Below are 26,975 nucleotides of genomic sequence, written 5' to 3'. Positions count from 1 at the left end.
CAGTTCTCACTCCGAGGTGAGGTCGTCCCCCGGACAGCCCGAAACGGGCGGCCACCGCGGTGGCCGCCCGTGGAGCGGAAGGGGGTCGCCTCAGCCGACCCGGTCCGGCGCCTCCTTCCTGACGTGCAGTTCGAAGGCCGGCCCCGCCGCCCGGAGCGCGTCGAGACAGGCGCGCCCGGAGTCCTCCACCACGACGGCCAGTCCGTAGCGCCCCCAGACGTGTCCCTCGGGCGGCGGCGCCACCCGGTCCCCGCACTCGGCCGTCGCGGTGGCCGTCACCACCGACGCGGGCAGCGCGGACCGGTTGATCTCCACCCGGTCCACCGTGAGCGCACGATCGGGGTAGAGGAAGCGCACCCCGGCGACCCTGCGGCGGGTGACGGCCGGGGCCGGCCTTCGCCCGAGAGCGATCGACGCCGCGACCTTCGCCGCGTCGATTCCGGTGGCGGCCCTGCCCAGCAGGGGGATCAGGTCACCGCCCAAGCGGCAGTTGACCTCGATCACCTGCCATCCGCCGGGCCCCAGGCGCAGTTCGGTGTGGGTCATCCCGACGGTGAAACCCAGGGCCCGGTGGGCGCGCAGCAGCGTGTCGAGCAGCCGGGGGTCCGAGAGCAGGGGGTCGGACCCGTCCACCACGTGCCCGATCTCCTCGAAGTACGGGGCGAAACCGCTCTGTTTGCGCGCGACGAACAAGGGATGGAGGTGCCCGTCCCCGCAGGCCGAGTCGACGCTGATCTCCGGCCCCTCGACGCACTGCTCCACGAGTACGCCCGCGTCGTAGTACCGGGCGATGGGGACGTGGGCGGCACGCGCGTGGGCGTACGCCGACTCCACCTCCCTCGCGGAGCCGGCCCGGACCACCCCCAGGCTCGCCCCGAGTGCCCGGGGCTTGACCACGACGGGGAAGCCGATCCGCGTCGCCTCGCGCACCGCGTGCTCCGCCGAGAGGACCAGGACGGAAGACGGTTGGGGCACGCCCGCCGCGGCGAGGGCGGTCCGGGTCCTGTGCTTGTCCCGGCACCTGTCGATCACGTCCGGTGACGCCCCGGGGAGTCCGAGTTCGGCCGCGACGCGCGCGCTGTTCTCCATCTTCAGCTCGTCCCAGCACAGCACCCCCCGGACCGGACGGCGCGCGGCCACGTCGAGGGCGGCGGCGAGCAGGGCCTCGGGGTCGGAGGTGTCGACCACGGTATGCCCGAGGAGGTGCTCGTCCTCCCAGGTGGTCTCGTTCTCGGCGAGCAGCCACACGTCGGCCACCTCCGCGACGCTGCGCAGCAGGTAGCCCCGGTAGTGCTCGAAGACGACGCCCACGAGGAGGAGGACCGGACGGCCCTCCGGCCGTTCGGCGGCGCCGCTCACGTCCCGCTCCCGTCGCGCAGGACCTCCGGGAGGATCGCGCGGAAGGCCCGGCCCGGGAAGTCGCAGTACCAGAGCAGCCGTCCGTCCCACGCCATCCCGGTGGGGTTGCCCTCGGCGGGGGCGCTGAAGACCTTCCGCTCGGTGCGTACGTCGTACCCCCGGATGACCTCCTCCTCGTAGTCGCTGTAGAAGACGATCCCCCGCGCGTAGGTGAGGCCGGAGGGGTTGCCCTCGACCGGGAACTCGCGCTGGACCGTCATGGTGGCGATGTCCCGCAACTGCACGACGGGGGGCCTGCGCAGGCACATCCACAGCCCCTCCGGTCCCGCCTCGGTACCGCACAGGCGCCCGTTGGAGGGACGGACGGCCTTGCGGCCCTCGATCTCGCCCGTGTCCGGGTCGATCAGCAGCAACCGCTTGGGGCGCTCCCCCACCTGTGAGAGCAGGCCGTCGAAGTGGGCGAGGTCCGCGCGGGCGCCGGGGCAGGCGTACCGCTCCAGGACCCCGCCGCCGTCAGGGTCGAGGGCGTAGAGCTCACCGGCCCGCTGGTCCGAGTGCCAGAACCGTTCACCGTCCCAGGTCAGACCGCAGAGATAGGTGCCCGGTGAGGGCAGTGAGGAGACCACCGACCCGTCGTCTGTGAGCTGTGGCGTCATGGCGTCCGCTCCGTTCGTGTTCGGTCTCCTGGCCGCGGCGCCGGGAGGGAGGGGAGTTCCGGGTGCCGTTCGTCGGCGAACGAACCAGAAGAAGAGAACTTCATATAAGTATAGTCATTAAGTGCATCACCGAAGTCAACCGTGCACCGGGGCAACCACCCACATGACGGGAGAAGGACCATGGACGACCACACATCCGCGCTCTTCCTCTACGAAGAGGCGATGGCCTACACCTACTCCGCAGCGCTGCGAACAGCGGCGGCGCTGGGTGTCGCCGACCACCTCGACGACACCCCGGCGGACCTCGGGCCACTCGCGGAGGCGACCGGGGCCCGCCCCGACGCCCTGCGGCGCGTCCTGCGGCTCCTCGCCTCCCGGGGAGTGTTCGACGAGCACCCCGGGGACCGCTTCTCTCTGGGGGACCGGGGGCGCGCGCTGCGCGGCGACTCCACGGCCCCGGCCTCCCCCGGCGTCCTGATGTTCACCGACACGATGTTCTGGACGATGACGCACCGCCTCCCCGAGAGCGTGCGGGACGCCCGGCCCGAGTTCGCGCGGTTCTTCGGACGCACCCTGCCCGAGTACCTCGACTCCGACCCGGCCCTGGACGGGCTGTACTACGAGGGCATGGCCACGGTGTCCGACGCGGAGAACGCCCTGGTGGTCCGCGGGTGCGAACTTCCCGCGCACGGCGTCGTCGCCGACCTGGGCGGACGCAACGGCAGCCTCCTGGCCAGCGCCCTGCGTGAGCACCCCGGACTGAGCGGCGTCCTCTTCGACCGGCCGGGCGCCGTCGACACGGGCCGCTTGGAGGCCGCCGAGGACCTGCGCGGGCGGTGGCGGACGGCGGAGGGGGACTTCTTCACCGAGGTACCGCCCGCCGACGTCCATCTGCTCAAGCGCATCCTGCACAACTGGGACGACGAACAGAGCGTGCGCATCCTGGAGAACTGCCGCAGGGCGTTGAGGCCCGGGGGGCGCGTCCTGGTCGTGGACGCGATCGTCCCCCAGGACGGCACTGAGCATCAGGGCAAAGCGATGGACCTCATGATGCTGGCCGCCCTGACCGGACGGGAGCGCAGCGCGGCCGAGCTGGAACCGCTCTTCACGGAGGCGGGGCTGCGCCTGTCCAGGGTCATGGGCACCTCGTCCGTCATGTCCGTCGCGGAGGGGGTGATCGCCTGAGACCCGTTCCGCCCGGGTCGCTCCAGTCCTCTCCCTTGCGCTCGCCATCAAGATGAAGGTATATGTATTTTAAGTGGATTGTGCCGAAGTGATCGCTGCTGACTCCGTCCGCCGGGCCTGGAGACAGCCGACCCAACGGGAGAGCGTGTGCGGACCGACACCGAGGTGAGGGAGACCGGGCTGCCCGAGCGGTTGGCGGCGTCGGCACGGTCCCGCACCCTCCCCCGGAAGGGTGTCGCCGACTGGTTGGAGGCCCGGCGCGACAGCGGCTCCTTCCGGGTCGAGCGCGTCCCCTTCGACCGGCTCCGGGGCTGGGGGTTCACTCCGGGTTCGGGCGACCTCGTGCACAGCAGCGGCAGGTACTTCGGTGTCCGGGGCCTGGACGTGCGAACCGACGGCGGATCCCCGCCGCACTGGCGTCAGCCGATCATCCACCAGGCCGACATCGCGATCCTCGGGGTTCTGGCCAAGGAGGTGGACGGGATCCTGCGCTTCCTCATGCAGGCCAAGATGGAACCCGGCAACATCACCACGGTCCAGCTCTCCCCGACCGTACAGGCCACCTCCAGCAACTACCTGCGCACGCACCGGGGCGCACGGCCGCGCCACCTGGAGTACTTCACCGAACCCGGGCGGGCCGAGGTGCTCGTGGACGTGCTCCAATCCGAACAGGGGTCCTGGTTCCTCGGTAAGCGCAACCGCAACGTCGTGGTGGAGACGGCCGCGGAGGTCCCCGAGGGCGCTGACTTCGCCTGGCTGACGCTGGGGGACATCCTCGACGCCCTGCACCACCCCCACCTGGTGAACATGGACACCCGCACGGTGCTGTCCTGCCTGCCCTTCTCCGCCGCCCCCGGCGGGTCACCCCGCGAGAACACCGGCTTCGCGGAGGAGGTGGAGCGCTCCTTCGGAGCCACCGAACAGGATTCCCTCAGCTCCCTGGCCGGGATCAGAGCGTGGGTCACCGGCCAAAAGAGCGGCCGGGCCCTGAGCGCGCGTCCGATCCCCCTCGACGAGGTGACGGGGTGGGAGCGCACCGACGAGGAGATCCGTCACGAGTCGGGCCGGTTCTTCTCGATCCTGGGAGTGGACGTGGAGGCCACCACCAGGGAGGTGGCGAGTTGGAGCCAACCGCTGCTGGCCCCACGGGGAACCGGGCTGACGGCGTTCCTCGTCCAGCCGGTCGCGGGCACGTTGCACGTGCTCACACGCGCTGACCTCAGGCCCGGCTATCTGGACTCGGTCGAGGTCGGCCCGACAGTCCAGTGCGATCCCGCCAACCTGGAGGTACTGCCTCCCGACCGGCGCCCCGCCTTCCTCGACCTGGTCCTGGACTCCGCCAGGACACGTGTGCACTACGACGTCGAGCAGTCCGAGGAGGGCGGGCGCTTCCACCACGCGACCACACGGCACCTGATCGTGGAGCCCCGCACGCCCCTGCCCGAGGACCTCCCACCGGGGTACGCCTGGATGACCGCGCGGCAGCTCACCGAACTCCTCCGCCGCAGCCACCACGTCAACATCGAGGCCCGGAGCCTGCTCCTCGCCCTCAGTTCGCTGCGTCCGCGCGGCTGAGGCCGGGGACTCCGCACGGCTCCGGGAACAGCACCACACGCCGCACGCCGGGCCGGTACCCGCCGTGCTCCCGACCGCAGAGGGAGAGACCTTGGTTTCCCGCACACAACTGTCCCGGACGGTTCCGACCCCCGGCACGCAGCCGTCCGGCGGAGGGCTCCGAACGGCGTCCTGGGACGAGATCCGCGACCTGTTCGCACTCGACCGCGACAGCATCCACCTCAACACCGGAACCGTCGGGGCGATGCCGTACGAGGTCCTGGAGGTCAACGACCGGGTGACCCGGGAGTGGACCGGGGGCCTGATGAACGTCTATCCGCCCGCCATGTACACCGAGCACCGGGCGAACATCGGCCGCGCCTTCGGCGTGGACGAGGACGAGATGGTCATCTGCCACAACGCCACGGAGGGGGTCGCCAGGGTCATCCAGGGGCTGGACCTGAAGAGCGGGGACGAGGTCGTCACCACCAGCCACGAGTGCTATTCGGTCCTGTCCAACTTCAACCTGGTGCGGAACCGGCACGGGTTGACGATCCGCATGGTCACACCGCCCTCGGGCCCTGACGTGCGCGCCGAGGAGATCGTCAGGCTGTTCGAGGAGCAGATCACCCCCCGGACCAAGGTGCTGGCCTTCGCCGCGATCACCCTCTTCACCGGCACCATGATGCCGGTCCGCGCGCTGTGCGAGTTGGCCCACCGCCACGGCCTCATCACCGTGATCGACGGGGCCCTGATCCCCGGAATGCTCGACTGCGACCTGCGCGCCTACGGCGCCGACTTCGTCTCCTGTTCCGGGTCGAAGTTCCAGTGCGGCCCCCTGGGGACGGGACTGCTCTACGTGCGCAACAAGGTGCATCCCGAGCACAACCCGCTGCCCCTGCCGACCTTCTGGCCCCTCATCTCCACGTGGTACCCGATGATCGGCGCCCCGCCGCCGAGGACGACGACCTCTGTGGAGAGCTACAACATGGGCGACTACCTCCAGAGCGCGGGAAGCGCCAACATCGCCAAGGGGGCCGCCCTGGCCAGGGCCTGTGAGCTGTGGGACGAGATCGGCCGCGACCGTATCGAGGCCCGCGTCCGGGAACTGGGCGAGTACGCACGGGACAGGCTGGTGGAGCACTTCGGCTGGGACGCCCTCTACTCCCCCTCCTCCGACCCCCGTCTGCGCTCACCGCTGATCGCCTTCAACCCGTTCCCCGCTCCCGAGGACGCGTGGAACATCAAGAAGTTCGCCACCTTCGTGGACCGGCTGGAGCAGGAGCACCGAATCTGGATCAGGTGGACGGAGTTCGACGTCCCCCACTCCCCCCACCAGCACTATGCCGCACGCCTGTGCACGCACCTGTTCAACAGCCACGGCGAGATCGACCGGGCCGTCACGACCATGGCCGCGCTGGCGCGCGAGCTCTCCTGAGGGAGAAGGGCAAGGGACATGAACGACGACACACGTTCCGGTGGGACGCTCCGCCTGCGGGGGCCCGCCGACCTCGAACCGCTGGACGCGGCACTCGCACAGCAGTCCCCCGCCGACCAGCTCCGGCGCCTGTGGACGCGCCAGCTGTTCACCTACGCCCCGGTGGAGAACCCCGACCAGTGGCAGGCCGTCGAGCCGGTGCCCGACCTGGCCGCGGCGGTGCCCTCCACCTACAACGCGGGGCTGGGGGCGAGCCACACCTCCTACGTGGTCCACCTGCGCCCCGGGGTCCTCTGGGACACCGAACCGGCCCGCGCGGTAACCGCGCACGACGTCGTCCGCGGGCTGAAGCGACTGTGCGCACCCGTCGCGCGTCCCGCGGCGACCAGCCACCTCACCAGCACCATCAGGGGCATGGCCGGCTTCGACGCGGCCTACGCCGCGGCGGTCCCCGATCCAGCCTCCGACGCCCAAGCCTTCGCCGACTTCCAGAACACCCACGACATCCCCGGCGTGTTCGCCCTCGACGACGAGACCCTCGTGATCGAACTCGTTCGCCCCGCGCTCGACCTGGTCGACCTCCTGGCCCTGCCGTGCACCGCGGCCGCGCCCGTCGAGTACGACGCCTTCGTCCCCGGGAGCGGGGAACTGTCCGCGCACACGCGCTCCAACGGCCCCTACCGTGTGGCCGCACACGAACCGGGCGCTCGCCTGCGCCTGGAGCCCAACCCGGTCTGGAACCCGGAGTCGGACCCCGTACGGGCGCGGAACCTGGACGCGGTGGAGGTCACCGTGGACCACTCCGGAGCAGCCGGGATCACCGAGAGCATCCTGAACGGTGACGCCGACCTTCCGTGGGGCATCGAGCTGGCCGGGTCCCACCCGCTCCCCGCTCCGGAGCCCGGCCACCGGCTCGGTTACTCGCTCGACCCCTACCTGGCGTTCAACCTGGACGCGGCCGGGGACGGCCCCCTGTCCGACGTCAGGGTGAGGCGGGCCCTGGACCGCGCCATAGACAGGAGGGCGCTCGCCGAGATCGCCGCCGCCTCGGGGGCGGGGACCTCCGTCCGGGTGGCGGACGCGATCGTGCCCCCGGGCAACGACGCCGCGAGGGAGCCGGGCGCGGGCCCGGCCCCCGGCGGCGACCCGGCTGCCGCCCGCGCCCTGCTGGCCGAGGCCGGGGCGGACAGCGGACTGGAGCTGACCGTGGTCCACCCGGCGGGGGAGACCGAGACGGCGATGGCGCACTCGTACGCCGCCGACCTGGAGAAGGCGGGCGTCTCCGTCACCCTGCGCGGCCTCGGTCCCTCCTCGCTGCGGCGCGTACTCGCGGGGTCCGGCCCCGGCCGTTCCCAGGGCTGGGACCTGGCCGCCCTGTCCTGGTCCCCGAGCTGGTTCCATGAGAACGCCCGGGCCTTCCTCCAGCCCCTGTGCTCGCGTGGAGTGCCAGGCGGCCCGAACCCGGGCGGGTACGGGACCCCCGAGGTGGACGAGCTCGTGGACCGGGCGCTGCGCTCCGTGGAGGACCCCGAGAGACGCGACGCGGCCTGGTCGGAGGTCGAGGAACTCGTGCTCGACGACGTCCCGTTCCTCCCGCTGCTCTTCCAGACGCCTTGGGCGCCCCGTCTGCGCGGGACGCGTGTGCGGGACGCCGTCGCGATGCCCAGCCTCGGCTTCTCCTACGACCTGGCCACACTGCGGCTCGCCGCGGAGGAGGAGTCACTGGAGAACCCGGGCTAGTGTCCTGAGCCGCTGGCTCGTCGGCGGGGGCGCGGGGACCCGAGGGCCCCTCCCGCCGTCTCGCGCCACGCGGACGGGCGGGGCAGGCGTTCGCGCCCGGGTCCGGGCGCGAACGCCTGCCTCCAGGAACCGGGCCGAGGTGTGCGCACCCCGGCCCGCGTCACCGCTGGACCCGGGACGCAGGGCGCGGGGCCCGGCCGGACGGTGGCTCCGCCCCGTCGGGCCGGGCCAGCCAGATGTGGCTCGCGTCATACCACCGGTCCACGTGCGGAAGCGGGATCGCGTTGCGGACGCGGTCGCTCATGATGTGCGGGATGGTGGGCTCGCACACCAGGATCGGCACGATGGCGGCGTCCTCGACGACCTTGCGGTCCACACGGTGCCAGAGTTCCTCGGCCCGCTCGGGGGACGGCTCGGAGAGCGCCTCCTCTATCAGCCGGTCCACCTCCGCGTCGCGGTAGCCCCCGTAGTTGGCCGTGCCCACGGCGAAGTGCGACTGGAAGAGCGGCTGCACGCACGTCCGGCCGTTGTTGCCGAACCAGTCCGGTGTCCAGGCGGCCGCGGTCAGGTCCCATTCCCCCGCCTCGGCCCGGGCCGGGTCCTGGAGGATGCGGTAGTACTCGTCGGCGTGGCGGATCATCCGGAGCTCGGTGTCGATGCCCACTCTGGCGAGATCGGCCGCGAGGCGTTCGCCGATGTCCCGGTGAGGGGTCTCCTCCCGGTACAGGAGCCGCAGGGTGAAGCGGTCCCGCCCGGACTCCGCGAGAAGCGCGCGGGCCCGCTCGGGGGAGCCCCGGTCCCCGGGGACGGGGCGGGGGGCGGGCGGGCGGTGGCCGATGTTGCCCGGGGGGATCGCGGTGTGCGCCGTCTGGGTCACCGTGCCCAGGTCCATGTCGTCGAACAGGCGGACCATCGCCGCCTTGTCGATCGCGTGGGCGATGGCGCGGCGGACCCGCAGGTCGCGCAGGGCTCCTCCCGCGTTCGGGCCGCGCATGTTGAAGACCAGGTAGGGGTTCATGGCGTACCCCACACGCCGGTCGCCGTCGGGCACCACGCGGTCGGGGTTGATCACGGGGGCGCCCCAGGAGAGGTCCGCGCCGCCCTCTTGGACCGCCCGGCGCACCTCGTCGTCGGAGACCCTGCGCATGCGTACGTCGATACCGTCGACGTACTGGTGCCGGAGGGGGTCGGTTTCCTGTCTCCAGACCGGGTTGCGCTCCATCACGAGGGAGTCGCCCCTCTCGTAGGCCGTCAGGCGGTAGGGACCGTTGGAGCGGATCCCGGCGACGAACTCGGGGCTGTCGGGGAGGAAGGCGTCGTACTCGGCGGGAGCGGCGGAGGCGAAGGTCGTCGCCAGGATGTTGACCAGGTCGTTCGCGGGCTGGCGGAGCTCGATGACGAGAGTCCTGTCGTCGACCGCGCGCAGGCCCCGGATGTCGTGCTCCTCCTGGTAACGGGCGAGCGCGACCGGTGTGGCGGGGGTTCCGGCCACCGCCTCGCGGTATCCCCGCTCGAACTCCGCCATACCGTCGATCGTACTGGTGAAGTAGGTGAGGGCACCCGCTCCCGCGACGGGGTTGCAGAGCCTCTTCAGGCCGCGCACGAAGTCGGCCGCCGTCACCTCCCGCGCCGGTTCGGTGTCCCAGAGCACCCCCGGGCGCAGGCGGATGGTGTACGTGCGCCCGTCCGCGCTCACACCCCCGTTCCCGGTCGTGGGCATCTCCCGCGCGACGTCGGGCGCCGGGGAGAGGGCGGACTCGTCCAGGGCTGTGGGGTAGCTGAACAGCTGCCGGGCGAACAGCCGGATGATCTGGTGGGAGAAGGCGTAGTAGGCGCAGGCGGGGTCCATGTGGTCCATACCGCCCGGCCCGAAGTAGCGCAGCGTCCCGCCTCTGACCGGTGCCGTGTCCATCTAGTCCCCTCCCCTTCCCTCACCCGGGCCGGGGGCATGGCCCGGGACGATCCCGCCCTCCGGCACCTGTGACCACCAAGGACTGTCACACGCCCACGCGACCGTCCTCGCGACCCCCTCCTCGAAGGGGACGCTCCACCGCCAGTCCAGGATCCTCAGCGCCTTGGACACGTCGGGTACCCGGCGTCCGATGTCCTCGTAGGCCGCTCCGGCGCGGGCGGCGGTGTCGAGCACGCGCGGCTCGGCGTCGCTGCCCATCGCCGCTGTGACGGTCCGGATGGCCTCGGCCATGGTCAGCTCCCGGTCGCTTCCGATGTTGAGGACGTGTCCGTCTGCGGCCCGGCTCGTCCCGGCCAAAAGCGTGGCCTCCACCGCGTCGTCGACGTAGGTGAAGCACCTGGTCTGCGCCCCTCCGTCGTAGAGGACCGGCCGTTGCCCGCGCAGCAGGCGGTGCACCGTCCTACTGACCACGTAGGCGGGGCGCTGGCGAGGGCCGTAGACGTTGAAGTAGCGGACGATCGACAGGCGCGTCCCGAACCGGCGCGCGTAGGCCAGGGCGAGGTGTTCGGACACCGCCTTGCTGGAGGAGTAGCACCACCGGTCGGCGGACGTGCTGCCCAGCACCCGGTCGTCGTCCTCCTTCCAGGGGGTGACCGGATTCCTGCCGTAGACCTCGCTGGTGCTGGCCAGGACCAGCTTGGCGCCGGCCCTCCTGGCCAGATCGAGCACGTTGCGGGTGCCCAGGACCGAGGTGTCGATGACGTCGAGCGGATCCGTCAGGTACTGGTCCACCCCGACCAGGGAGGAGAGGTGGTAGACCTCGTCGATCCCCCGGACGTCGACGCTTCTGAGGGATTCCTCGTCACGTACGTCGGCCGCGACGTGGCGCACGGCCGCCCGTCCGTCGCGCAGGTCCGCCGGCGGGGGCGCCGGGTCGACCACCACCACGTCGTCCCCTCTCCGGACCAGCCTCTCGACGAGGTGGCCGCCGATGAAGCCGAACCCGCCGGTCACCAGGGTCGCGCGCCGGCTCATCGCCCCACCCCCCGATAGTGGAACCCGAGTTCGCGGAGCCTCGCGATCTCCTCCGCCGTGAAGTAGGAACGCCCGTCGAAGACCAGTGCGGGGGCCGGGACCAGGTCGCGTAGCCGTTCCGGGGGAACGTCGCGGAACTGCGGGTGCCCGGCGAGGAGGGCCACCGCGTCGGTGCCGCGTACCGCGTCATCCAGCGAGTCGGCCACCGTCGCGCCCATTTCGGCGCGCATCCGGTCCGGGTCGACCAGGGGGTCGTACATCCGCACCCGCGCGCCAGCGCCGCGCAGGTGGCCCACCACCTCCTTCACAGGAGTGTTGCGCAGATCGCCCGTACCGCCTTTGAAGGCGACGCCCAGTACGGCGATCTCGGCCGCCGCCGGGTCCCGGCCCAGTTTGACGAGCTCCTCCAGGATCATCTCGGCGGTGTAGGCGGGCATCCCGTCGTTGACCCGGCGAGCCGTGTCGATCGTCCGCAGGCGCACGCCCCGATCCATCGCCGCGCGCCAGGCCATCCACGGATCCTTCGTCAGGCACGCGCCGCCCACACCGATCCCGGGCTGGAGGATGTTGACGTTGCCCGCGCCCTTGGGCAGCGAGTTCGAGGCGCCGATGACGTCGGTGACGTCGATGTCGAAGGCAGCGCAAAATTGCGCCAGCTCGTTGGCCATCGCCACGTTGGCGTCGATCCACCAGTTGGTGGCGAGCTTGACTGTCTCGGCGGCGTCACTGCTGGGCAGGACCCGGGTGGGCACCGACAGGACCCGCTCCCAGAACCGGGCCGCGGCGGCGACACCCTCCGGCCCGCTGCCTCCGACCACGACCGGCAGTTCGCCGATCTGGGCCAGGGCCTCGCCCTCGGCGAGCCGTTCCGGGCAGCAGACCAGGCCGAAGTCCCTCTCCTGGGTGAGGCCGCCATGTTCCAGCAGGGGCGCCACAAGGGTCCTGGTCGTGCCGGGCACCACCGTGCTCTTGACGATGACCAGCCGCCCCGGCCGGAGCCTGGGCGCGACCTGTTCGCACACCCGTTCCAGTTGCTCCGTCATCAGTGATCCGTGCTCGTCGACGGGGGTACCGACGGTGATCACCACGACGTCGGCGTCCAGGAGGCCGTCGTAGTCGGTGGTGAAGGACAGGTCCGGCGATCCGGCGAGCCTGGCGAGCGCCTCGGTGACGCCCGGCTCGGGCACGGGGCACTGGCCCGCTCTCAGTCTCGCGACGAGCGCGGGGTCGTTCTCGATCCCGACGACGGTGATCCCGTTCTCGGCGAGGGCCACGCCGAGGCAGCACCCGACGTAGCCGAACCCCACGACCGCCACTCTCGGACTACGGTGTTCGGGCAAGAACCGCATGGGTTGCCTTCCGTGTCGCTCCTACGTCTGGTCAACCGCGCCGTCTAGAACAGGGACTCGACGATCCCGCGCTGGACGGCCGCCGGCGTCGGCAGGGAACGGACCTCGTCACAGACCTCAGCCGTCACGGTACGCAGCGAGGTGTCGTCGATGAGTCGGCGGAGCAGGGCGGGCCGTACCTCCTCGGGCTCGCCGACCAGACCGATCCCCCGGTCCCGCACGGCGTTGCACGCGGTGTACTGCAAGCGGTCCCTGGGGTCGGGGGTGAGCAGCTGCGGGATCCCGGCGTCGATGGCGGTGAGCGTGGTGCCGCCACCGCCGTGGTGGACGACCGCGGTGCAGTCGCGCAGGAGGGTGTGCAGCGGGGTCCATCCCACGGAGGAGACGTTGGGCGGCAGGCTCCCGAGAGGGGTGACGTCGATGTCACCGAGGGCGAGCACGAAGTCGGCCGACACGTCGGCGGCCGCGCCGATCAGGGGGTCGAGCATGCTCAGGCCGAAGGTCTGGAGCTCGATGGTGCCCATGGTGATCGCGACTCGCGGGCGCTCGGGGGGCGGTGGCAGCCGGTCCCCGAGGACACCGCCTCCGCCGTAGGGGACCCAGCGCATGGGACGGCCCTCCTCGGGCACGCCCTTGAGCATGCTCGGAGGGAACGACTCCACGGTGATGTCGGGCCGGGGCACCTCCACGCCGTACCTCTCGCACAGGTCCGACAGTTCCGCCCCGACCGCCTCGTGCATGCGGCCGGTGCGCCAGGCGCTCTGGTTGCGCTGGACCGACGGCACGCCGCGGCGCGCGGCGGCGAGCAGGCCCACCGTCGCCCCCTGGTCGTAGACCACGAGGTCGGGGCGCCACTGGTCGGCGAGCGCCATGGTGCGTTCGACCATCGGCCGGTTGACCGCGGCGATCTGGATCGCCCAGTCCTCGATGGCGGCCTCGGGCCGCTCGGCCATCCGGGCAGCGAAGTCCGGATGCTCCGCGGCCACCCGCTCGAAGACGGCGACAGCACTGTAGTCGGGTGCGACGTCGACGACCTCGAGCCCGGCGGCCGCCGCCCTCTCAGCGTGCTCGGCGATGGCCACGATCACCTCGTGCCCCTCCGCGCGGAAGGCCCAGGCCAGCTGGACGAGGGGGAAGAAGTGTCCGAGGCCGGGTGAGGAGGAGAAGAGAACGCGCATACGGTCGTTTCCTTTGCTCGTTTACGAGGGGGCTGGAGGAGTGGCTGGGATTCACCAGCCCGACCTGATCACGTCCACGATGTGGCTCCGGTCCTCTTCGGTGAGCCACCAGCCGACAGGGACGTAGATGATCCGGTCCTGGATCCGGTCCAGGCCTGGGAGTTCGCTCCGGTACGGGGCCACACACGTGTGTTCGTCGTTGCGGCGGGAGATCAGGCTGGTCATGATCCCCCTCTCGGCCAGCTTGCGGGTGAACGCGTCGCGGTCCTCGACCTTGAGGGGGTAGGCCCAGAAGGAGGGTTCACGGTCGTCGGCCCGCTCGGTGAGCTCCACCCCGGGGACGCCGGCGAGCTCCTTGTCGTAATGGGCGGCGTTCTCCCTGTGCCTGGCCAGGAGGGGGTCGACGATGTCCAGGTTGGCCAGGCCGACCGCCGCCGCGGTGTCGTTCATGGGGAACCTGAATCCCCACTCCGGGACGTCGTAGTCCCCGTGGACGCGGTCGGCCGCGCGGTCGATGCCGAACCACCGGCGGAGCACGGCGCGACGGTGCAGCTCCTCCTCCGGGAGCACCACCAGCCCACCACCACCGCAGGTGAGGAGTTTGATCGCCTGGAAGCTGTAGACGCACGTGTTCCCGTGGTTGCCCAGGGGGAGTCCGCGGTAGGTCGCCCCCCATGCCTGGGCGCAGTCCTCGATCACCGGCGGCCGGAAGCCCAGGCGCCGCTCGGCCCGGTCCACGATCCCGCGGAGCCGGTCCAGGTCCACGGGGTAGCCGAGCCAGTGCACGACCATGATCGCCTTGGTGGAGGGGGAGATCTTGCGTTCCAGGTCGTCCAGGTCCATGTTCAGCGTTTCCGGGTCGACGTCGACCCAGCGGATGCGCATGCCGTGGGCGAGGATCGGCCAGTTCGTACCCTCGAAGGTCAAGGGCGTGGCCAGGACCTCACCGGTGTCCTCGTGCGCGCCGCCGGAGCCTCCGTACTGTCCGGCGACCAGGCTCAGGGCGAGGTGGAGTCCGGAGGTCCCGCAGTTGACCGCGGTGACCAGGGGGTTGCCCAGGCGTTCGGACAGGGCGGCCTCGAACTCCTCCACGCGCGGCCCGTGTTCGAGCTGGCCGCAGCGCAGTACCTCCGCGACACGGTCGGGAGCCTCCTCCGACATCGCGACCTTGAACAGCGGAATCATCCCGGCTCCCCTCCACGGCCGCTCGCATGTCGCCCGTACCTCTCGACAGACTCTCATTTCAAAATATTATTTTAAAGCTAGCTACACAAGAGCCGCAAGACTAGCCGAGCCATCGGTAGAGATGCTTGAAAATCATACAGCGATATGGAACCTTGGCTTTGCTCAGCCCACACGCCCGATCCGGAGGACAGGGATGCCGCACCAGAACACTCCGCACACCCGTCTCGGCCGGACCGGCCTGAGGGTCAGCCGTCTCTGCCTGGGCACGGTGAACTTCGGCGGCAGGGTCGAGGAGCCTGAGGCCAGGACGCTGCTGGACCACGCCCTCGACCACGGAGTCGACTTCGTCGACACCGCCGACATGTACGGCTGGCGGGTGCACAAGGGCTTCACCGAGGAGATGATCGGCCGGTGGCTGGGCGACAGCCCCTCCCGTAGGGACGCTGTCGTGCTGGCCACCAAGGTCGGCAATCCCGTGGGCTCGGGTCCGAACGACGAAGGCCTGTCCGCCCGCCACATCATCTCCGCCTGCGACGCCTCGCTCCGCCGCCTGCGCACCGACTGGATCGACCTCTACCAGATGCACCGGATGGACCCGGGCGTCCCGTGGGACGAGGTCTGGCAGGCGATGGAGACACTGACGGCGCAGGGCAAGATCCGCTATGTAGGGGCGTCCAACTTCAGCGGGTGGGGACTGGTCTCAGCCCAGGAGGCCGCACGGCGGCGGGGGTTCCCGGGTCTGGCTTCGGAGCAGTGCCTGTACAACCTCCTCGTCCGCCACCCGGAGCTGGAGACCGTCCCCGCGGCGTCGGCCTACGGGATCGGCGTCCTCGTCTGGTCACCGCTGCATGGCGGTCTGCTCAGCGGAGTTCTGCGCAAGAGGGCCGAGGGGACGGCGGTCAAGTCGGCCCAGGGCCGGGCCGACTCCGCGCTGCCGATCCACCGCAACGCGGTCGAGGAATTCGAGGGCCTCTGCGCGGAACTGGACCGCGACCCCGCGGAAGTGGGGCTGGCCTGGGCCCTGGCCCGGCCCGGCGTGACGTCCGTGGTCATCGGCCCGCGCACGCCCGCGCACGTGGACGGCGCTCTGCGTGCCCTCGCCGAGCCCCTCGACACCGCCGTCCTGGCCCGGCTCGACTCGCTCTTCCCCCCGGTCGGGCGCGGCGGTCCGGCCCCCGACGCCTGGCTCGGATAACCCCCGGCCCGCCCATGACAGCGCGAAGAGCGAGGACCCCATGAGCCACATCCTGTTTGTCAACGTCGCCGAACACGGCCATGTCCGTCCGTCCCTCCCATTGGTCACGGAGTTGGTGCGGCGCGGACACCGGGTCAGCCACACCAGCACCCCCGGGTTCGCCGGGCGGTTCACGGCCGCGGGCGCCGAACCGGTGCCCTACACCTCAGCGGTCGCCGCGGTGGACACCGCCGAGGTCTTCGCCCGCGACGAGGACGGCGCCGCGGCACACCTGTTGTACCTGGAGGAGAACCTCGCCCTGCTGAGGGGGGTGACGGACGCCTACGGCACGGAACGGCCGGATGCCGTCGTCTACGGAGACTTCCCCGTCATCACCGGCGGGATCCTGACGGAACGGTGGGGGGTGCCCGCCGTCAGGTCGAGCGCCGCCTTCGCCTCCGATGAGCGGTACTCGTTCTCGCGCGACCTGGTCGACTCCGCGGGGTTCGACGACCCCCTGACGATGCCCCGCTTCCGCGACCGCCTGGCCGAGCTCCTGGCCGCGGAGGGCGTCCGCGCCTCCACGGAGGATTTCTGGAACCGGGTGGAGGACTTCAACCTGGTGTTCGTGCCACAGTCCTTCCAAGTCCACGGCGAGGGCTTCGACGAGAGGTTCTCCTTCGTCGGGCCCTGTACAGACGGGCGCGCGCCCGCCGACGGATGGCACCCCCCCGAAGGCGGACCCCCGGTGGTGCTCGTTTCCCTGGGCACGACCTTCAACCGGGGCCCGGAGTTCTTCCGCGCGTGCGCACGGTCATTCGAGGGCTCCCCCTGGCACGTCGTCATCACGCTGGGCGGCCTCATGGAACCGCAGGAGGTCGGCCCGTTGCCGCCCAACGTCGAGGTCCACCCCTGGCTTCCGCACGCGGCCGTGCTGGAGCACGCTCGGGTCTGTGTGACGCACGGCGGAACGGGGACCCTCATGGAGGCCTTCTCCCGGGGCTGTCCCGTCGTCTGTGTGCCGCACTCGCCCGACGTCCTGCCCATGGTCCGGCGGGTGGACGAACTCGCGCTGGGGACGGTGCTCTCCCCGGAGGAGACCGGGGCCGAGGACATCCGCGCACGGGTGGAACGGACGGCCCGCGACGGTCGGGTCCTGGAGAGGGTGCGCGCTCTGCGCGACGAGATCCACGCGGGCGGCCCCGCGCACGCCGCCGACGAGCTGGAGGCGTTCCTGTCCGGATTCCGGGGAGGACGCGCCGGGAAGCGGCGCACCGTCGGCTGACCGGGGTCAGCCGCGCGCCGCCAGCACGTGCCAAAAACGCGCGGTGCGCTGGAACGCCTCCTGGTCGCGAAGCGCCAGTTCCAAGCGCTGGAGCTCGGCGAGGAATCGCTCGTCGTGCTTGCGCTCGTCGTCGGGCATGAGGTCGATGACGCAGCGAACACCGAAGCGGTGGGTGACCACGCACCCGTGTTCGCCCAGGGCGGCTTCCGCCTCCTGCCGCTCTATCCTGCGCATATCGCGGCCAAAGGCCTGCGAACGGACCGCGTCGGCGTCGAGCAGGGCGAGGGCACCGGCAGGATCGCCGCCGCGCACCGCGGCGGCGAGTACGTCCATAGCCGGGTTGGGAGCCAGCAGGGAGATGGTTCCGCCCTTGCGCACGGCACGGGCGAGCACACCCACGGTGTCCGCGGTGTCGGGGGTGTACTGCACGACATTGTGGCACAGCACCATGTCGTAGTCGGCACCGAACTCCGCGGCCGGGACGCCTGTGGCCAGGTCATCGAGATCTGCGCGGACCGTCCTCAGGACGTGCTCCAACCCCTCCGCGGCCGCCCTCTCCTCGGCCAGGGCCAACAGGGCCGGGGAGTTGTCGAGGACCGTGACCTCGTGGCCGCGCGCGGCCAGGGGAAGGCCGTCACCCCCGTCGCCGCCGCCGACGTCGAGGACTCGGCACCTGCGGCCGAGCCGCTCCGCGGCCATGGCGAGCGTGTGCTCCACGAGCCGGTACCGCAACCCGCCCCAGGGGGTCTCCCTCCACCGGAGCCAGCCTTGCACCCCGTCGTCGAACGGGTTCCGTTCGGGCCGCCCACTCCCGCGCTGCCGCACTTGGTCGGACATGGAGCCCATGTTACTCGGCCGGCGCGGCCGCACCTCGGGAGCCACTTCACGCCCATCCCCGGAACGCCTAATAAACTTTTCGTAAAACTATGTAATTCTTTATCGCAAACAACAACAGCAGCAACACCATCCACCTCCGTCACAGTTTCACACGCGAGCAAGGGGCTAAATAATGCCTGCAAGAGGGCGACATGCCCCCCTCGGAAGCACCAAAATAGAAAGCATGTTCGATTTCGGACGAACATAAAAATCAGAACTGCGAGACAGGCAAAGAGCAAAGATAGAGAAGTTCCTCATGGCCGCTGATACCAAGATAGAGCGGTGCAGCAACGACAGCCCCCACTGTGCGAAGAAACCGGCCGCCCCAGGGCCTCACGGCGTCGACACTCAGGAGTGGAAGTGCGCGATTCAGTCCGCAGTGCCATCGCGATGATGCACAGACGTTTTCCCGAGCAGATCGTCCTGGAGGACATAGCGTCCGAGGTGTTCATCAGCCCTTTCCACTTTTCCCGGGTCTTCTCCCAGGACACCGGCGTATCTCCGGGAAAGTTCCTCACTGCCATCAGGATGTTTGAAGCCAAGAAGCGCCTCATAGCCTCCACCATGAACATCTGTGACATCGTCCACAGCGTCGGCTACAACAGCGTGGGCACATTCACGAGCCGTTTCACCCGGTCCGTGGGCATGCAGCCAAGGCAGTACCGTGATCCCGAGGTCAGGCGCCTGCTCGTGGCCGTCTCCGAGAGGCTCTGCTGCATGCCCTCACTCTGCGATCTGAACCAGGCGGAGTCACAGCAGAACAACCGGGCCCACCATACCGGGACGCTCAGCGGAATCGTCGACTTCCCCCCGCGCACCCCCCGTATGAACGTCCTCGTCGGCGCCTACCAGGGGTTCCTCCCGCAAATGGCCCCCACCGTGCATCGCGCGTTCTCCACCGACGCGAGCACCTACTTCACCCTCAACGGGGTTCCCGCCGGAAGCTGGGCCCTGATCGCCATCGCCATGCCGACGACGGGAACCTTCAAGGGATGCGAGAACGTGTTCGTCGGTTCCTCCGCGTCCCCGGTCTCCGTCCACAGCGGCGGCGCCTCCTGGACACAGCTGGGTATGCGCAGGTTCGCGCCGACCGACCCTCCCCTGGCAGTGACCCTCGCCGGAACCGAGCCCGCGAACCGCTCCTGCCCGATACCGCCCCCTCGGAACGGCCACGCCCACCACGCCACCGCCCTGCGGACGCGGTGAGCGCGCGAGGACTCCGGGGCGGCGCCCACGCCGCCGGCCTGACCGGGGCACCGGATCCCCCGAGGTCCCGGTGAGCCCCCGCAAGGCGGACCCCGGGCTGCGAACGGCCCTGGTGGACGTCGCCGCACGCATCCTGGCGTCCGAGGGGCCCAGAGCACTGACCACCCGCCGGGTGGCCCACGAGACGGGGCACTCGACGATGGCCGTCTACACCAACTTCGACGGGATGGCCGGGCTTGTCCGGGCCATGGTCCACGAGGGGTTCGCCCGGCTGCACGAGAACTTCTCCCGTGTGTGGGCCACCGCCGACCCGGTGTCGGACCTGGCCACGTTCGGCCGGGCCTACCGGGCCAGCGCGCTGGCGGAGCCCCACCTGTACGCGGTGATGTTCGGGACCTCCTCCCTGGCCGGCTTCTCCCTGACCGAGGACGACCGTCAGCACGGCAGGTACACGATGACCGGGGTGATCGAGTGCGTGGAACGCTGTATGGCGGCCGACCGTTTCCGACACACCGATCCCGTGACCGTCGCCCACCACATGTGGAGCTCCGTCCACGGCCTGGCCTCCCTTGAGCTGGGCGCCTACCTGGTCGAGCCCTATGGCCCCGACACCTGCTTCGAGACGCAACTGTCGGCCCTCATGGTCGGTGCGGGCGACTCCCCCGAGTCCGCGGACCGGTCCGTCGCGGCCTCCCGCCGCACCTTCGCGGCGGCCTTCACCTCCTCGGCGCCCCTGCCCGGGGACGGGGAGCGGATCCGAGGCACCTCAGCCGTCAGGGAAGTGCCGGGTTCCCGTTGACCAGGTGTTCCCCCTTCCGGCCGCGCCGACCGCCGCGGGCCGGTCCCGACCACGGACACCGCCGGGCGGGCGTCGCGGCGCCGGGGCCTCCCCGAGTCCGGGAGAGGCCCGGGAGGACTTCTGGAAGGCCCCGTCAAGGAACACCAGGGCCGGCAGGTCGGCGCCCCGGACCGCGTCGAGCACACCGCCGATGAACACCGAGTGGTCACCCGCCGGAACCTCCTGGGCCACCTCGCACTCCAGCCACCCCAGTGCCCCGGTGAGCAGGGGCGCCCCCGTGTGCGGACCCGGGAACCACTCCAGGGCGTCGAACTGCGCCCACCCGTGCGGCCGCGCGTGGTCGGCGAAATGGCGGGCGACGTGCTCCTGGTCGGCGTTCAGCACCGACACCGCGAAACGCCCGTCGGCGGAGAGCGCCTCGTGCAGGCGGCTCTCGCGGGACACACAGCACAGGGCGAGCGGGGGGTCGAGGGAGACGGAGCAAAAGGCGTTGGCGGTCATCCCGCCGGGTTGGTCGCCGCTGACCGTGATCACCGTGACCCCGGTGGCGAACGCCGACATCACTCGGCGCAGATCCGCCATGTCAGACCACCGCCCCGCGCGCTCCGGCCGCCTGGTCCACGTAGGGCGCGAGGGCCGCGCGCAGCTCCTCCGGCACACGGGTGGGCACGGTCTCCGCGTTGGGGCCGCGCATGCAGACGACGCGCTGGCGGCCCCGCGCCACGAGTGTCTCCGTCCCCGACCCGAGGCGGACGTAGTCGAAGGCGAACTGCACCTGTGTCTGGCTCAGCTCCTCCAGCCGCATCCGGATGGACAGTTCGTCGAACGCGGTGATCTCGGCGAAGAACTCGCAGTCCACCCGAAGAGTGAAGAGCTTGAGGTCGTCCCACACCTGCGCGAGGACTCCGGGCGCCCGTTCCTTCAGGAACATCTCGCGGCAGCGGCCCTGCCAACTCAGATAGTGGACGTAGTAGACGTTGCCCACCAGGTTGGTCTCCTCGAAGCCGACGGTGTGGCGGAACTCGTAGTAGTCGGACATGGTCACTCCTCTCCGGCCAGGACCGTGAAGACCACGGGGTCCGGTACCCCGTTCAGGATGGTGGCCCAGGTGGCGACGCGCGCCTCCCCGTTCGAGAGCACGGTCCACCCGTGCTCCCCGACCGAGTCCAGGACCAGGGCCCGGCACGGCTCACCCGCCTTGCTCAGACACTCCAGCGCCCCCCAGACCCGTGTGGCCGCGGTGTGGACGGACTCCCCGACCTGCTGGGCGACCAGGTCCCGCAGTGGGACGAGCCCCGCACCGAGCAGCCCGGCCCACTCCTGTTCGGAGCGCTCCACGACGGTCTCCACGTCGCAGGCGAGCGTGCCGTGCCCGGTCACGGCCAGGGTCACCCCCGCCCCGTGTGAGACCGAGACCGTCGTGCCGGGGACCTCGGGACGGCCGTCCGGCCGATAGCGGACCCGGACCGGCCGGTCCAAGGCGCGGCTGACCGCGCGTTCGGTGTCGGCCCTGCGCTCGCGGATCCCGCCGTCGAACGACGAGTCCGGATCGACGACCACGGCCAGCGACCCTCCGAGCACGTGTTCCAGGCGGCGCTCCAGGTGGGGGCCGAGAAGCGCAGGAATCCACGGTCCGGTCCCGTCGGTCCTGCGCACGACGCGCAGTCTCAGCCCCTCCCACCGTTCGACCAGGGCACCGGAGGAGTCACGGAGGTCGACATCGTAGACGTGTGAGTCGCCGTCCTGGGCACGCTCGACGGCGTCGAGCCACACGTGGCCGCCCGGGTCCTCGTCCCCATTCTGAGCCAGTACGAGCAGGTCCACGCTCTCCGGCAGCAGTGTCCCGTCGGGCACACAGGCCTGGAGGACGTGCATCGCGGTGTCGCGCACCCCCGGGTCGGCGAGGGTCCGCTGCTGGGGGAGGAAGCCCCCGAACCAGTCGTCCTCGCCCGACGTGGACAGTTCGGCGACCACATGGCGTGCGCTGGCGCGGTAGTAGGACAGCAGCCGCTGGAACCTCTTGCCCTGGAAGAGCAGGCCCCCGTACAGCTCGGAGGGTTCGATACGCACTCTTGGCAGGGCGGGGAGCCCCGCGGCGGGGGAAGGGTGCTCCTCCGGCGGCTCCGTACGCGACCAGCGCAGGCGGGCACGGAAGTGGTCCGCGTCGTAGCCCGTCTCCTCGCTGCGGATGACCACGTCCACGGTCTCCGCGTCGCGCACGAGCGCCGCCACCCGGATGGTGGTCGTGCTTCCGGGGCTCACGGTCACGGGGCGTTGGAAGCGCATCCCCTCCATCACGGGCGGACCGCTGTGGCCGCTCACCGCGGCCGCCACCTGCGCCATCGCCTCCATACCGATCACGGCTGGGAAGAGGTGGTCTCCGTCGAGGAGGTGGTCGTCCAGGTAGGGGTCGTCAGGAGAGGAGAGGACGGCCTCCGTGACCAGCTCCACCCCCGGATAGTGGATGAGCGGCCGGTCCGTGAACCGGCCCAGGGGGAACTCCCGCCGCTCGGTGGTGAGTGTGGGCAGGTCACCGGTCCGGCCGCTGACCACCAGGACGGGCCCGGCGGAACGGTCCGTGAGGACACGGTGGAGGACGGCGACGCCGTCCTCCACGGAGAGGGGTGTCACGCCGTCGCGCGCCAGTGACTCGACCACGCCCAGCCGGTCCCCCATACCGGCCCCGGACCAGACCGACCACTCCAGGGCGAGGACACGTGTGCGGGGGTAGCGCTCACCGAACTCGACCGTCATCTCGGTGAGCCAGTCGTTGGCGGTCGAGTAGTGGGCCTCGCCCCGCAGGCCCGCGCGTCCGATGACGCTGCCGAAGGCGACCAACAGCCGGAGCGACCGCGGGTCCAACGCGTCCAAGACCGTCGCGAGCCCCTCGGACTTGGGGGCGATGGCTCCATGGAAGGCCTGCTCGGTGAGCGTCCGCAACGACGCGGGCTCGTTGCGCCCGGCACCGTGAAGGACGGCGGTGACCGTCCCCAACCGCTTCTGGAGGGCGAGCACGGCGTCACGGACCTCCTCCGGCCGTGTCACGTCCGCGCGCGAGTAGGCGAAGCGGGCCCCCGCCCCGGACATCCGCTCCAGGTTGGCGGTGAGCTCGGGGTCCCCCTCCTCCGCGCGGCCCACCAGGGCTAGCGCCGCCCCGTACTCCTTCGCCAGGGACAGGGCGCACTCGGCGGTGATGCCCTTGCCCCCGCCGGTGACCAGTACCACGTCCTCGGGCCCGAGGGGCGCGTCCGCGGACCCGGTGTCCGCCGTCGCCGCGTCGGGCGGAAGCGCGCGCAGGACAGGAACGGTCCGTCGGCCGTCGGCACCGTAGCGCACCTCGGCGAAGACGGAGGTGGCGGCCGTCTCCGCGACCACACGGCGCACCGCCTCTTCCCGCACCTGCGGGGACACGGGTTCGGGATCGCTCAGGGTGACCAGGGTCGTGGCCACCCCCCGTGCTTCCTGGCACAGCGTCCGGGCGACTCCCGCGGCGCCCCGCCGCCCCTGGACCACGACGAATCGAGTACCGTCCCCGGAGGCCACCGCCTCCCGGGCGGCGTCGAGCATGGTCCCGACGTGTTCCGTGCCCGCCTCGGCCGGAAGGCACAACAGGACGCCGGGTCCCAGGCCGGAGAGGGCCCGTGCCAGAGGTTCGGCCAGCGGATGGCCGGGAGAGGCGTGCACGCTCCACCCGCTCCCGTCCGAGAGCGCGGGCGCGACGGCCCGGGGCACGGGTCCGGCCACGTGGGCGACCTCGAAGGCCCGGACCCAGGGGGCCGCTCCCGCCACCCGCGTGTGCTCCTCGTGCTCCCCGGCGGTCTGGGCGAGCGCGTCGATCATCTCGGCCAGCTCGCCCAGGCTGCTGGTGGCGTATCCCGTGGTCGCCTGGAGCGGCGGGAGGCCCAGGCCGAGCGTGACCTCGTTCACCAGCTGGCCGACCGTGATGGAACTCAGGTGCAGGTCGTCCAGGGGGAGCGTGTCCGCGTTCACCATGGAGACGGGGAGTTCGGCCCGCGCAGCGGCACGGGAGCGGAGGAGCTCCAGCGTGTCCGCGTCCTCCGGTCCGGGGGACGGATCCCCGGCGGGACCGGCCGTGTCCCCGGCGGGCCGGTCCGCTCCGCCGGTGCGTCCCAGCGCCGTGCCGGGGGCGGACTCACACGGACTGGCCAGGAACGTCAGCTCCTCGGGCAGGTCACGGTGCAGCCGGCCCTCGAAGAGGGAGCGCGTGTCCACGGGCGCGCCGAGAGCGTAGGCGGCGGCGACCGCTCCCAGGAACGGCGCCAGGGACGCCGCGTCCGAGTCCACGGCGACCGCCGGAACGTGGGGGACGGTTCGGGCGGCCAGGGCCGACAGGACGTTGCCGGGCCCGACCTCCACCAGCAGGTCGGCATCCTCCGCGAGGCGCGTGAGGGCCTCGTGGAAACGCACCGGTCGCACGACCTGTTCCCTGAGCAGGGCACGCGGGTCCGTGTCGCGGGCCAGTTCCCGTCCGGTCACCGTGGAGACCGCGCCCGGTGACGGTGGGCCGAAGTCGATGCCGTCGAGCCGGCGGCCGAACTCCACGGCCGCGTCGGCCACCAGCGGCGAGTGGAAGGCGTGGGACACTCTGAGCCGGGTGGCGCCGACTCCCTCGGCCCGGGCCCGGGCGCAGACCCTCTCCACGGCCGTGACCGATCCGGAGACCACCGTCTGCTCCGGACCGTTGTACCCGGACACGACGGCCTCGGGCTCCCCCTCGACCAGGGCCTCGGCTCTCCCGGGCGCGCAGGCCAGTCCGGCCATGGCCCCGTCGGGGCGCCCCGTCCGAGCCATGATGCGACCGCGTAAGGCGGCCAGGCCGAGGGTCGTCTCGGAGTCGAGGGCTCCGGCCCAGTGCAGGACGGTCAGTTCTCCCAGGCTGTGGCCCGTGGCCCCGTCCGCGCGGATCCCGATGTCGCTCAGGACGTTCAGGGCGGCCAGGGAGCCGGCCACGATGCGGGGCTGCGCCACCTCGGTGGCCACCTGGTCGCCCCCCTCCGGGAGCCCGACCGAGGCCAGGACCCTCTCCGCCGCGGTGAAACGCCGCCGGAGCACGCCGCCCCCTCTGCTTCCCGACCCCTGCCCCGGGAAGAGGAAGCGGATGCTGGGCGGGGTGGTGCCGTGAGCGAGGAAGATCCCTCTCTCCGGGGAGAGGACCCTCGTCTCGCCCCCGTCCAGTCGTTCGACGAGGGCGCGCACCGACCGCCGCGCGGACTCGGGAGAGGACGCGACCACGGCGGCGCGCGCGGGACGGCGCGCGGACCGCTCGGCGAGCGAGGCCGCCAGGTCGGTGAGTTCGGCGTAGGACAGACGCGGGAGCAGGTCCGCGAGGTCGGTGAGCCGCTGACGTAGCTCGGCCGGGTCCGAGCCGTCCACCACCAGCAGTTCAGCGTCCTGACGCCCGGAGACCAGGGCGCGGGCGCGGGACGTGAGGCCTTCGCCCCGGTGCTGTGCGTCGGCTTCGATGGTGATGTGGGTGTTGATGCCCCCGAACCCCATGGCCGAGACCCCGGCGCGCACAGGGCGGCCCTGCGGCCAGGGGGACGCGCGGTCGGGGACGTGCAGAGCGGCGTCCTCCGCCTCCAGCAGGGGGTGCGGGGAGTGGTGGCCGGTGGCCGGCGGGATGACCCGGTGGTGCACCGACATGATCGCCTTGATCAGCCCGGCGACTCCGGCGGCCGCCTTCGTGTGGCCGATGTTGGCCTTGAGAGCGCCCAGGGCGGCCGGAGGCGCGGAGGGGTCCGCGGCGGTCCGGGCGCCGGAGAGTGCCATGAGCTCGGTCTCGTCACCCAGCGCGGTCCCCGTACCGTGCCCCTCGAAGTACCCCACGGTCTCGACCCCGTACCCCGCGCGCGCGTAGGCGCGTTCCAGAGCGATCCGGTGACCGCCCTCCTCGGGCCGGGTGATCCCGCCCTTGCCGTCGGAGGAGACGCCCCACCCCGTGACCAGGGCGTAGGGACGTCGTCCCTGGGCGATCGCGTCCTCCTCACGGAGCAGGACCAGGGCGCCCGAGCCCTCGCCCGGCCAGAAGCCGTTGGAGCCCTTGTCGTAGACCCTCATCTCCCCGGTGGCCAGCGCACCCGTCTTGGCGAAGCCGACCATCTCGAAGGGGTCGATGGACAGGTCCACCCCGCCCGCGATGGCGACGTCGAGGTCGCCCTGGGCCAGGGCGTTGGCGGCTGTGACGACCGACAGCAGGGAGGAGGAACAGGCTCCGTCCACCGTATAGCCACCGCCTCCGAGGTCGAAGTGGTTGCACACACGACCGGCGATGGTGTTGGAGAGCCCTCCGGCGAGGGTGTCCTCGTCGATCCGGGGGAAGGGCTCCTTGTATCTTCCCTCCAGGTCCGTCAGGAAGGCGCCGGCCTCCTCCTCCCCCCATCCGTGGTCGACCAGGGCTGCGGACACGGTCCTGCGCACGTAGGGCCAGCGCAGCCGCATGGTGTTGGCGCGGGTGAACTCCCCGGTGAGGCTGTTGCCGACCACCACACCCGTGGAGCGGCGCGGCAGCCCCTCTCCCGCCGGAAAACCCGCGTCCTCCAATGCCCGGGACACCGTCTCCAGGGCGAGCCAATGCGTCATGTCCGTCGAGCGGAACGAACTTCCCGAGACACGGTAACGAATCCTGTCGAACTCGAAGCCCTGGAGTACAGCGGCCTGCCTGGAGTAGAAACGGTCCTCCGCCAAAGGGTCCTCGGACCAGTAGTCCGCCAGATTCATACGTTCATCCGGAATCTGACGGAAAGCCCTCCTGCCAGCGAGAACGTTATCCCATAGATCTTCGTGCGAATCCGCGTCAGGAAAACACAGGCCCATTCCGACAACAGCAATACGGACGGTTCTCATAATCCACCCCACATCCGCCTCGCAAAGGACTGGCAGAGGCCAACCCCACACCAAGCATGCGGGACGCCCACCGAACCTTCTTCTTCTTTCATGCCATTCCAGGAAACCCCTATTAAATAACAGCGTGATTATTGCTATGCGGGGAAGTGCACGGTCGCGTTCACCGTCGGGAATCACCGG

The 26,975-nt window shown here is 71.1% G+C and carries 19 protein-coding genes; 8 read left to right on the top strand and 11 right to left on the bottom strand.

Annotated features, from left to right (window positions below):
* Window positions 1-90: 90 nt before the first annotated feature.
* A complete protein-coding gene (locus tag NOSIN_RS05585; RefSeq protein ID WP_077689710.1) occupies window positions 91-1,359 on the bottom strand; it encodes an ATP-grasp domain-containing protein in 1,269 nt (422 codons plus the stop codon).
* On the bottom strand, window positions 1,356-2,015 hold the full coding sequence (locus NOSIN_RS05580; protein WP_077689709.1) for an NHL repeat-containing protein: 660 nt from the start codon (window positions 2,013-2,015) through the stop codon (window positions 1,356-1,358). Before NOSIN_RS05580 ends, NOSIN_RS05585 begins: the two co-directional genes overlap by 4 nt.
* Before the next feature lie 180 nt (window positions 2,016-2,195).
* Between NOSIN_RS05580 and NOSIN_RS05575 the strand changes: the two genes are divergently transcribed.
* The 4 genes from NOSIN_RS05575 to NOSIN_RS05560 all read left to right on the top strand — a co-directional run bounded on the left by NOSIN_RS05575 (window position 2,196) and on the right by NOSIN_RS05560 (window position 7,932).
* Window positions 2,196-3,200: a methyltransferase gene (locus tag NOSIN_RS05575; protein WP_077689708.1), complete on the top strand. Its 1,005-nt coding sequence runs from the start codon at window positions 2,196-2,198 to the stop codon at window positions 3,198-3,200.
* A gap of 147 nt (window positions 3,201-3,347) precedes the next feature.
* Window positions 3,348-4,775 carry an NDP-hexose 2,3-dehydratase family protein gene (locus NOSIN_RS05570; protein WP_077689707.1) on the top strand — a complete coding sequence of 476 codons (1,428 nt, stop codon included), beginning with the start codon at window positions 3,348-3,350 and terminating at the stop codon, window positions 4,773-4,775.
* A 91-nt stretch (window positions 4,776-4,866) separates the two neighbouring features.
* Window positions 4,867-6,192: an aminotransferase class V-fold PLP-dependent enzyme gene (locus NOSIN_RS05565; RefSeq protein ID WP_077689706.1), complete on the top strand. Its 1,326-nt coding sequence runs from the start codon at window positions 4,867-4,869 to the stop codon at window positions 6,190-6,192.
* Between the two features lie 18 nt (window positions 6,193-6,210).
* Complete coding sequence (locus NOSIN_RS05560) at window positions 6,211-7,932, top strand: ABC transporter substrate-binding protein (RefSeq protein ID WP_077689705.1); 1,722 nt, start codon at window positions 6,211-6,213, stop codon at window positions 7,930-7,932.
* A 160-nt stretch (window positions 7,933-8,092) separates the two neighbouring features.
* On the opposite strand, the gene NOSIN_RS05555 is transcribed toward NOSIN_RS05560, so the two are convergent.
* The 5 genes from NOSIN_RS05555 to NOSIN_RS05535 all read right to left on the bottom strand — a co-directional run bounded on the left by NOSIN_RS05555 (window position 8,093) and on the right by NOSIN_RS05535 (window position 14,591).
* The gene (locus NOSIN_RS05555) at window positions 8,093-9,844 is read right to left on the bottom strand and encodes an ABC transporter substrate-binding protein (protein WP_077689704.1); all 1,752 of its coding nucleotides are present in this window, start codon (window positions 9,842-9,844) and stop codon (window positions 8,093-8,095) included.
* Complete coding sequence (locus tag NOSIN_RS05550; protein ID WP_077689703.1) at window positions 9,845-10,879, bottom strand: NAD-dependent epimerase/dehydratase family protein; 1,035 nt, start codon at window positions 10,877-10,879, stop codon at window positions 9,845-9,847.
* Entirely contained in the window at window positions 10,876-12,186 is a 1,311-nt protein-coding gene (locus tag NOSIN_RS05545) for a nucleotide sugar dehydrogenase (RefSeq protein WP_236743308.1), read from the bottom strand. The genes NOSIN_RS05550 and NOSIN_RS05545 overlap by 4 nt, the downstream gene beginning before the upstream one ends.
* Window positions 12,187-12,272: 86 nt before the next feature.
* On the bottom strand, window positions 12,273-13,406 hold the full coding sequence (locus NOSIN_RS05540; protein WP_077689701.1) for a nucleotide disphospho-sugar-binding domain-containing protein: 1,134 nt from the start codon (window positions 13,404-13,406) through the stop codon (window positions 12,273-12,275).
* Window positions 13,407-13,457: 51 nt separating this feature from the next.
* On the bottom strand, window positions 13,458-14,591 hold the full coding sequence (locus NOSIN_RS05535) for a DegT/DnrJ/EryC1/StrS family aminotransferase (RefSeq protein ID WP_077689700.1): 1,134 nt from the start codon (window positions 14,589-14,591) through the stop codon (window positions 13,458-13,460).
* A gap of 193 nt (window positions 14,592-14,784) precedes the next feature.
* On the opposite strand from NOSIN_RS05535, the gene NOSIN_RS05530 reads away from it, so the two are divergent.
* Window positions 14,785-15,786, top strand: a complete 1,002-nt coding sequence (locus NOSIN_RS05530; RefSeq protein WP_077689699.1) for an aldo/keto reductase — start codon at window positions 14,785-14,787, stop codon at window positions 15,784-15,786.
* A gap of 40 nt (window positions 15,787-15,826) precedes the next feature.
* Window positions 15,827-17,050: a macrolide family glycosyltransferase gene (locus NOSIN_RS05525; protein WP_077689698.1), complete on the top strand. Its 1,224-nt coding sequence runs from the start codon at window positions 15,827-15,829 to the stop codon at window positions 17,048-17,050.
* A 6-nt stretch (window positions 17,051-17,056) separates the two neighbouring features.
* Here the strand turns inward: NOSIN_RS05525 and NOSIN_RS05520 are convergent, their stop codons facing one another.
* Window positions 17,057-17,887: a methyltransferase gene (locus tag NOSIN_RS05520; RefSeq protein WP_077693427.1), complete on the bottom strand. Its 831-nt coding sequence runs from the start codon at window positions 17,885-17,887 to the stop codon at window positions 17,057-17,059.
* Window positions 17,888-18,286: 399 nt separating this feature from the next.
* On the opposite strand from NOSIN_RS05520, the gene NOSIN_RS05515 reads away from it, so the two are divergent.
* The gene (locus NOSIN_RS05515) at window positions 18,287-19,132 is read left to right on the top strand and encodes a helix-turn-helix transcriptional regulator (RefSeq protein WP_077689697.1); all 846 of its coding nucleotides are present in this window, start codon (window positions 18,287-18,289) and stop codon (window positions 19,130-19,132) included.
* A 70-nt stretch (window positions 19,133-19,202) separates the two neighbouring features.
* Complete coding sequence (locus NOSIN_RS05510) at window positions 19,203-19,931, top strand: TetR-like C-terminal domain-containing protein (protein ID WP_077689696.1); 729 nt, start codon at window positions 19,203-19,205, stop codon at window positions 19,929-19,931.
* On the opposite strand, the gene NOSIN_RS05505 is transcribed toward NOSIN_RS05510, so the two are convergent.
* Genes NOSIN_RS05505 through NOSIN_RS05495 form a run of 3 tightly spaced genes read right to left on the bottom strand, consistent with a single transcriptional unit; the run spans window position 19,899 to window position 26,795 of the window.
* Window positions 19,899-20,513, bottom strand: a complete 615-nt coding sequence (locus tag NOSIN_RS05505) for a flavin reductase family protein (protein ID WP_077689695.1) — start codon at window positions 20,511-20,513, stop codon at window positions 19,899-19,901. The genes NOSIN_RS05510 and NOSIN_RS05505 overlap by 33 nt on opposite strands.
* Window position 20,514: 1 nt before the next feature.
* Window positions 20,515-20,970 (bottom strand): acyl-CoA thioesterase, encoded by a 456-nt coding sequence (locus NOSIN_RS05500; RefSeq protein ID WP_077689694.1) that lies wholly within the window; start codon window positions 20,968-20,970, stop codon window positions 20,515-20,517.
* 2 nt (window positions 20,971-20,972) lie between these two features.
* Window positions 20,973-26,795: a type I polyketide synthase gene (locus NOSIN_RS05495; RefSeq protein ID WP_077689693.1), complete on the bottom strand. Its 5,823-nt coding sequence runs from the start codon at window positions 26,793-26,795 to the stop codon at window positions 20,973-20,975.
* Window positions 26,796-26,975 lie beyond the last annotated feature (180 nt).

The sequence above is a fragment of the Nocardiopsis sinuspersici genome (assembly GCF_001998325.1).
In the GTDB taxonomy this organism is placed as follows: Bacteria; Actinomycetota; Actinomycetes; order Streptosporangiales; family Streptosporangiaceae; genus Nocardiopsis; species Nocardiopsis sinuspersici.
The sequence above is the reverse complement of the archived record's forward strand: the minus strand, read 5'-3'. Positions and strand labels throughout refer to the sequence as shown.

Excerpts from the sequence above, each read along its gene's own strand:
- NOSIN_RS05580 (WP_077689709.1), bottom strand. The coding sequence starts at position 2,015 with ATGACGCCACAGCTCACAGACGACGGGTCGGTGGTCTCCTCACTGCCC.
- NOSIN_RS05575 (WP_077689708.1), top strand. The coding sequence starts at position 2,196 with ATGGACGACCACACATCCGCGCTCTTCCTCTACGAAGAGGCGATGGCC.
- NOSIN_RS05560 (WP_077689705.1), top strand. The coding sequence starts at position 6,211 with ATGAACGACGACACACGTTCCGGTGGGACGCTCCGCCTGCGGGGGCCC.
- NOSIN_RS05555 (WP_077689704.1), bottom strand. The coding sequence starts at position 9,844 with ATGGACACGGCACCGGTCAGAGGCGGGACGCTGCGCTACTTCGGGCCG.
- NOSIN_RS05550 (WP_077689703.1), bottom strand. The coding sequence starts at position 10,879 with ATGAGCCGGCGCGCGACCCTGGTGACCGGCGGGTTCGGCTTCATCGGC.
- NOSIN_RS05540 (WP_077689701.1), bottom strand. The coding sequence starts at position 13,406 with ATGCGCGTTCTCTTCTCCTCCTCACCCGGCCTCGGACACTTCTTCCCC.
- NOSIN_RS05535 (WP_077689700.1), bottom strand. The coding sequence starts at position 14,591 with ATGATTCCGCTGTTCAAGGTCGCGATGTCGGAGGAGGCTCCCGACCGT.
- NOSIN_RS05530 (WP_077689699.1), top strand. The coding sequence starts at position 14,785 with ATGCCGCACCAGAACACTCCGCACACCCGTCTCGGCCGGACCGGCCTG.
- NOSIN_RS05525 (WP_077689698.1), top strand. The coding sequence starts at position 15,827 with ATGAGCCACATCCTGTTTGTCAACGTCGCCGAACACGGCCATGTCCGT.
- NOSIN_RS05520 (WP_077693427.1), bottom strand. The coding sequence starts at position 17,887 with ATGTCCGACCAAGTGCGGCAGCGCGGGAGTGGGCGGCCCGAACGGAAC.
- NOSIN_RS05505 (WP_077689695.1), bottom strand. The coding sequence starts at position 20,513 with ATGGCGGATCTGCGCCGAGTGATGTCGGCGTTCGCCACCGGGGTCACG.
- NOSIN_RS05500 (WP_077689694.1), bottom strand. The coding sequence starts at position 20,970 with ATGTCCGACTACTACGAGTTCCGCCACACCGTCGGCTTCGAGGAGACC.
- NOSIN_RS05495 (WP_077689693.1), bottom strand. The coding sequence starts at position 26,795 with ATGAGAACCGTCCGTATTGCTGTTGTCGGAATGGGCCTGTGTTTTCCT.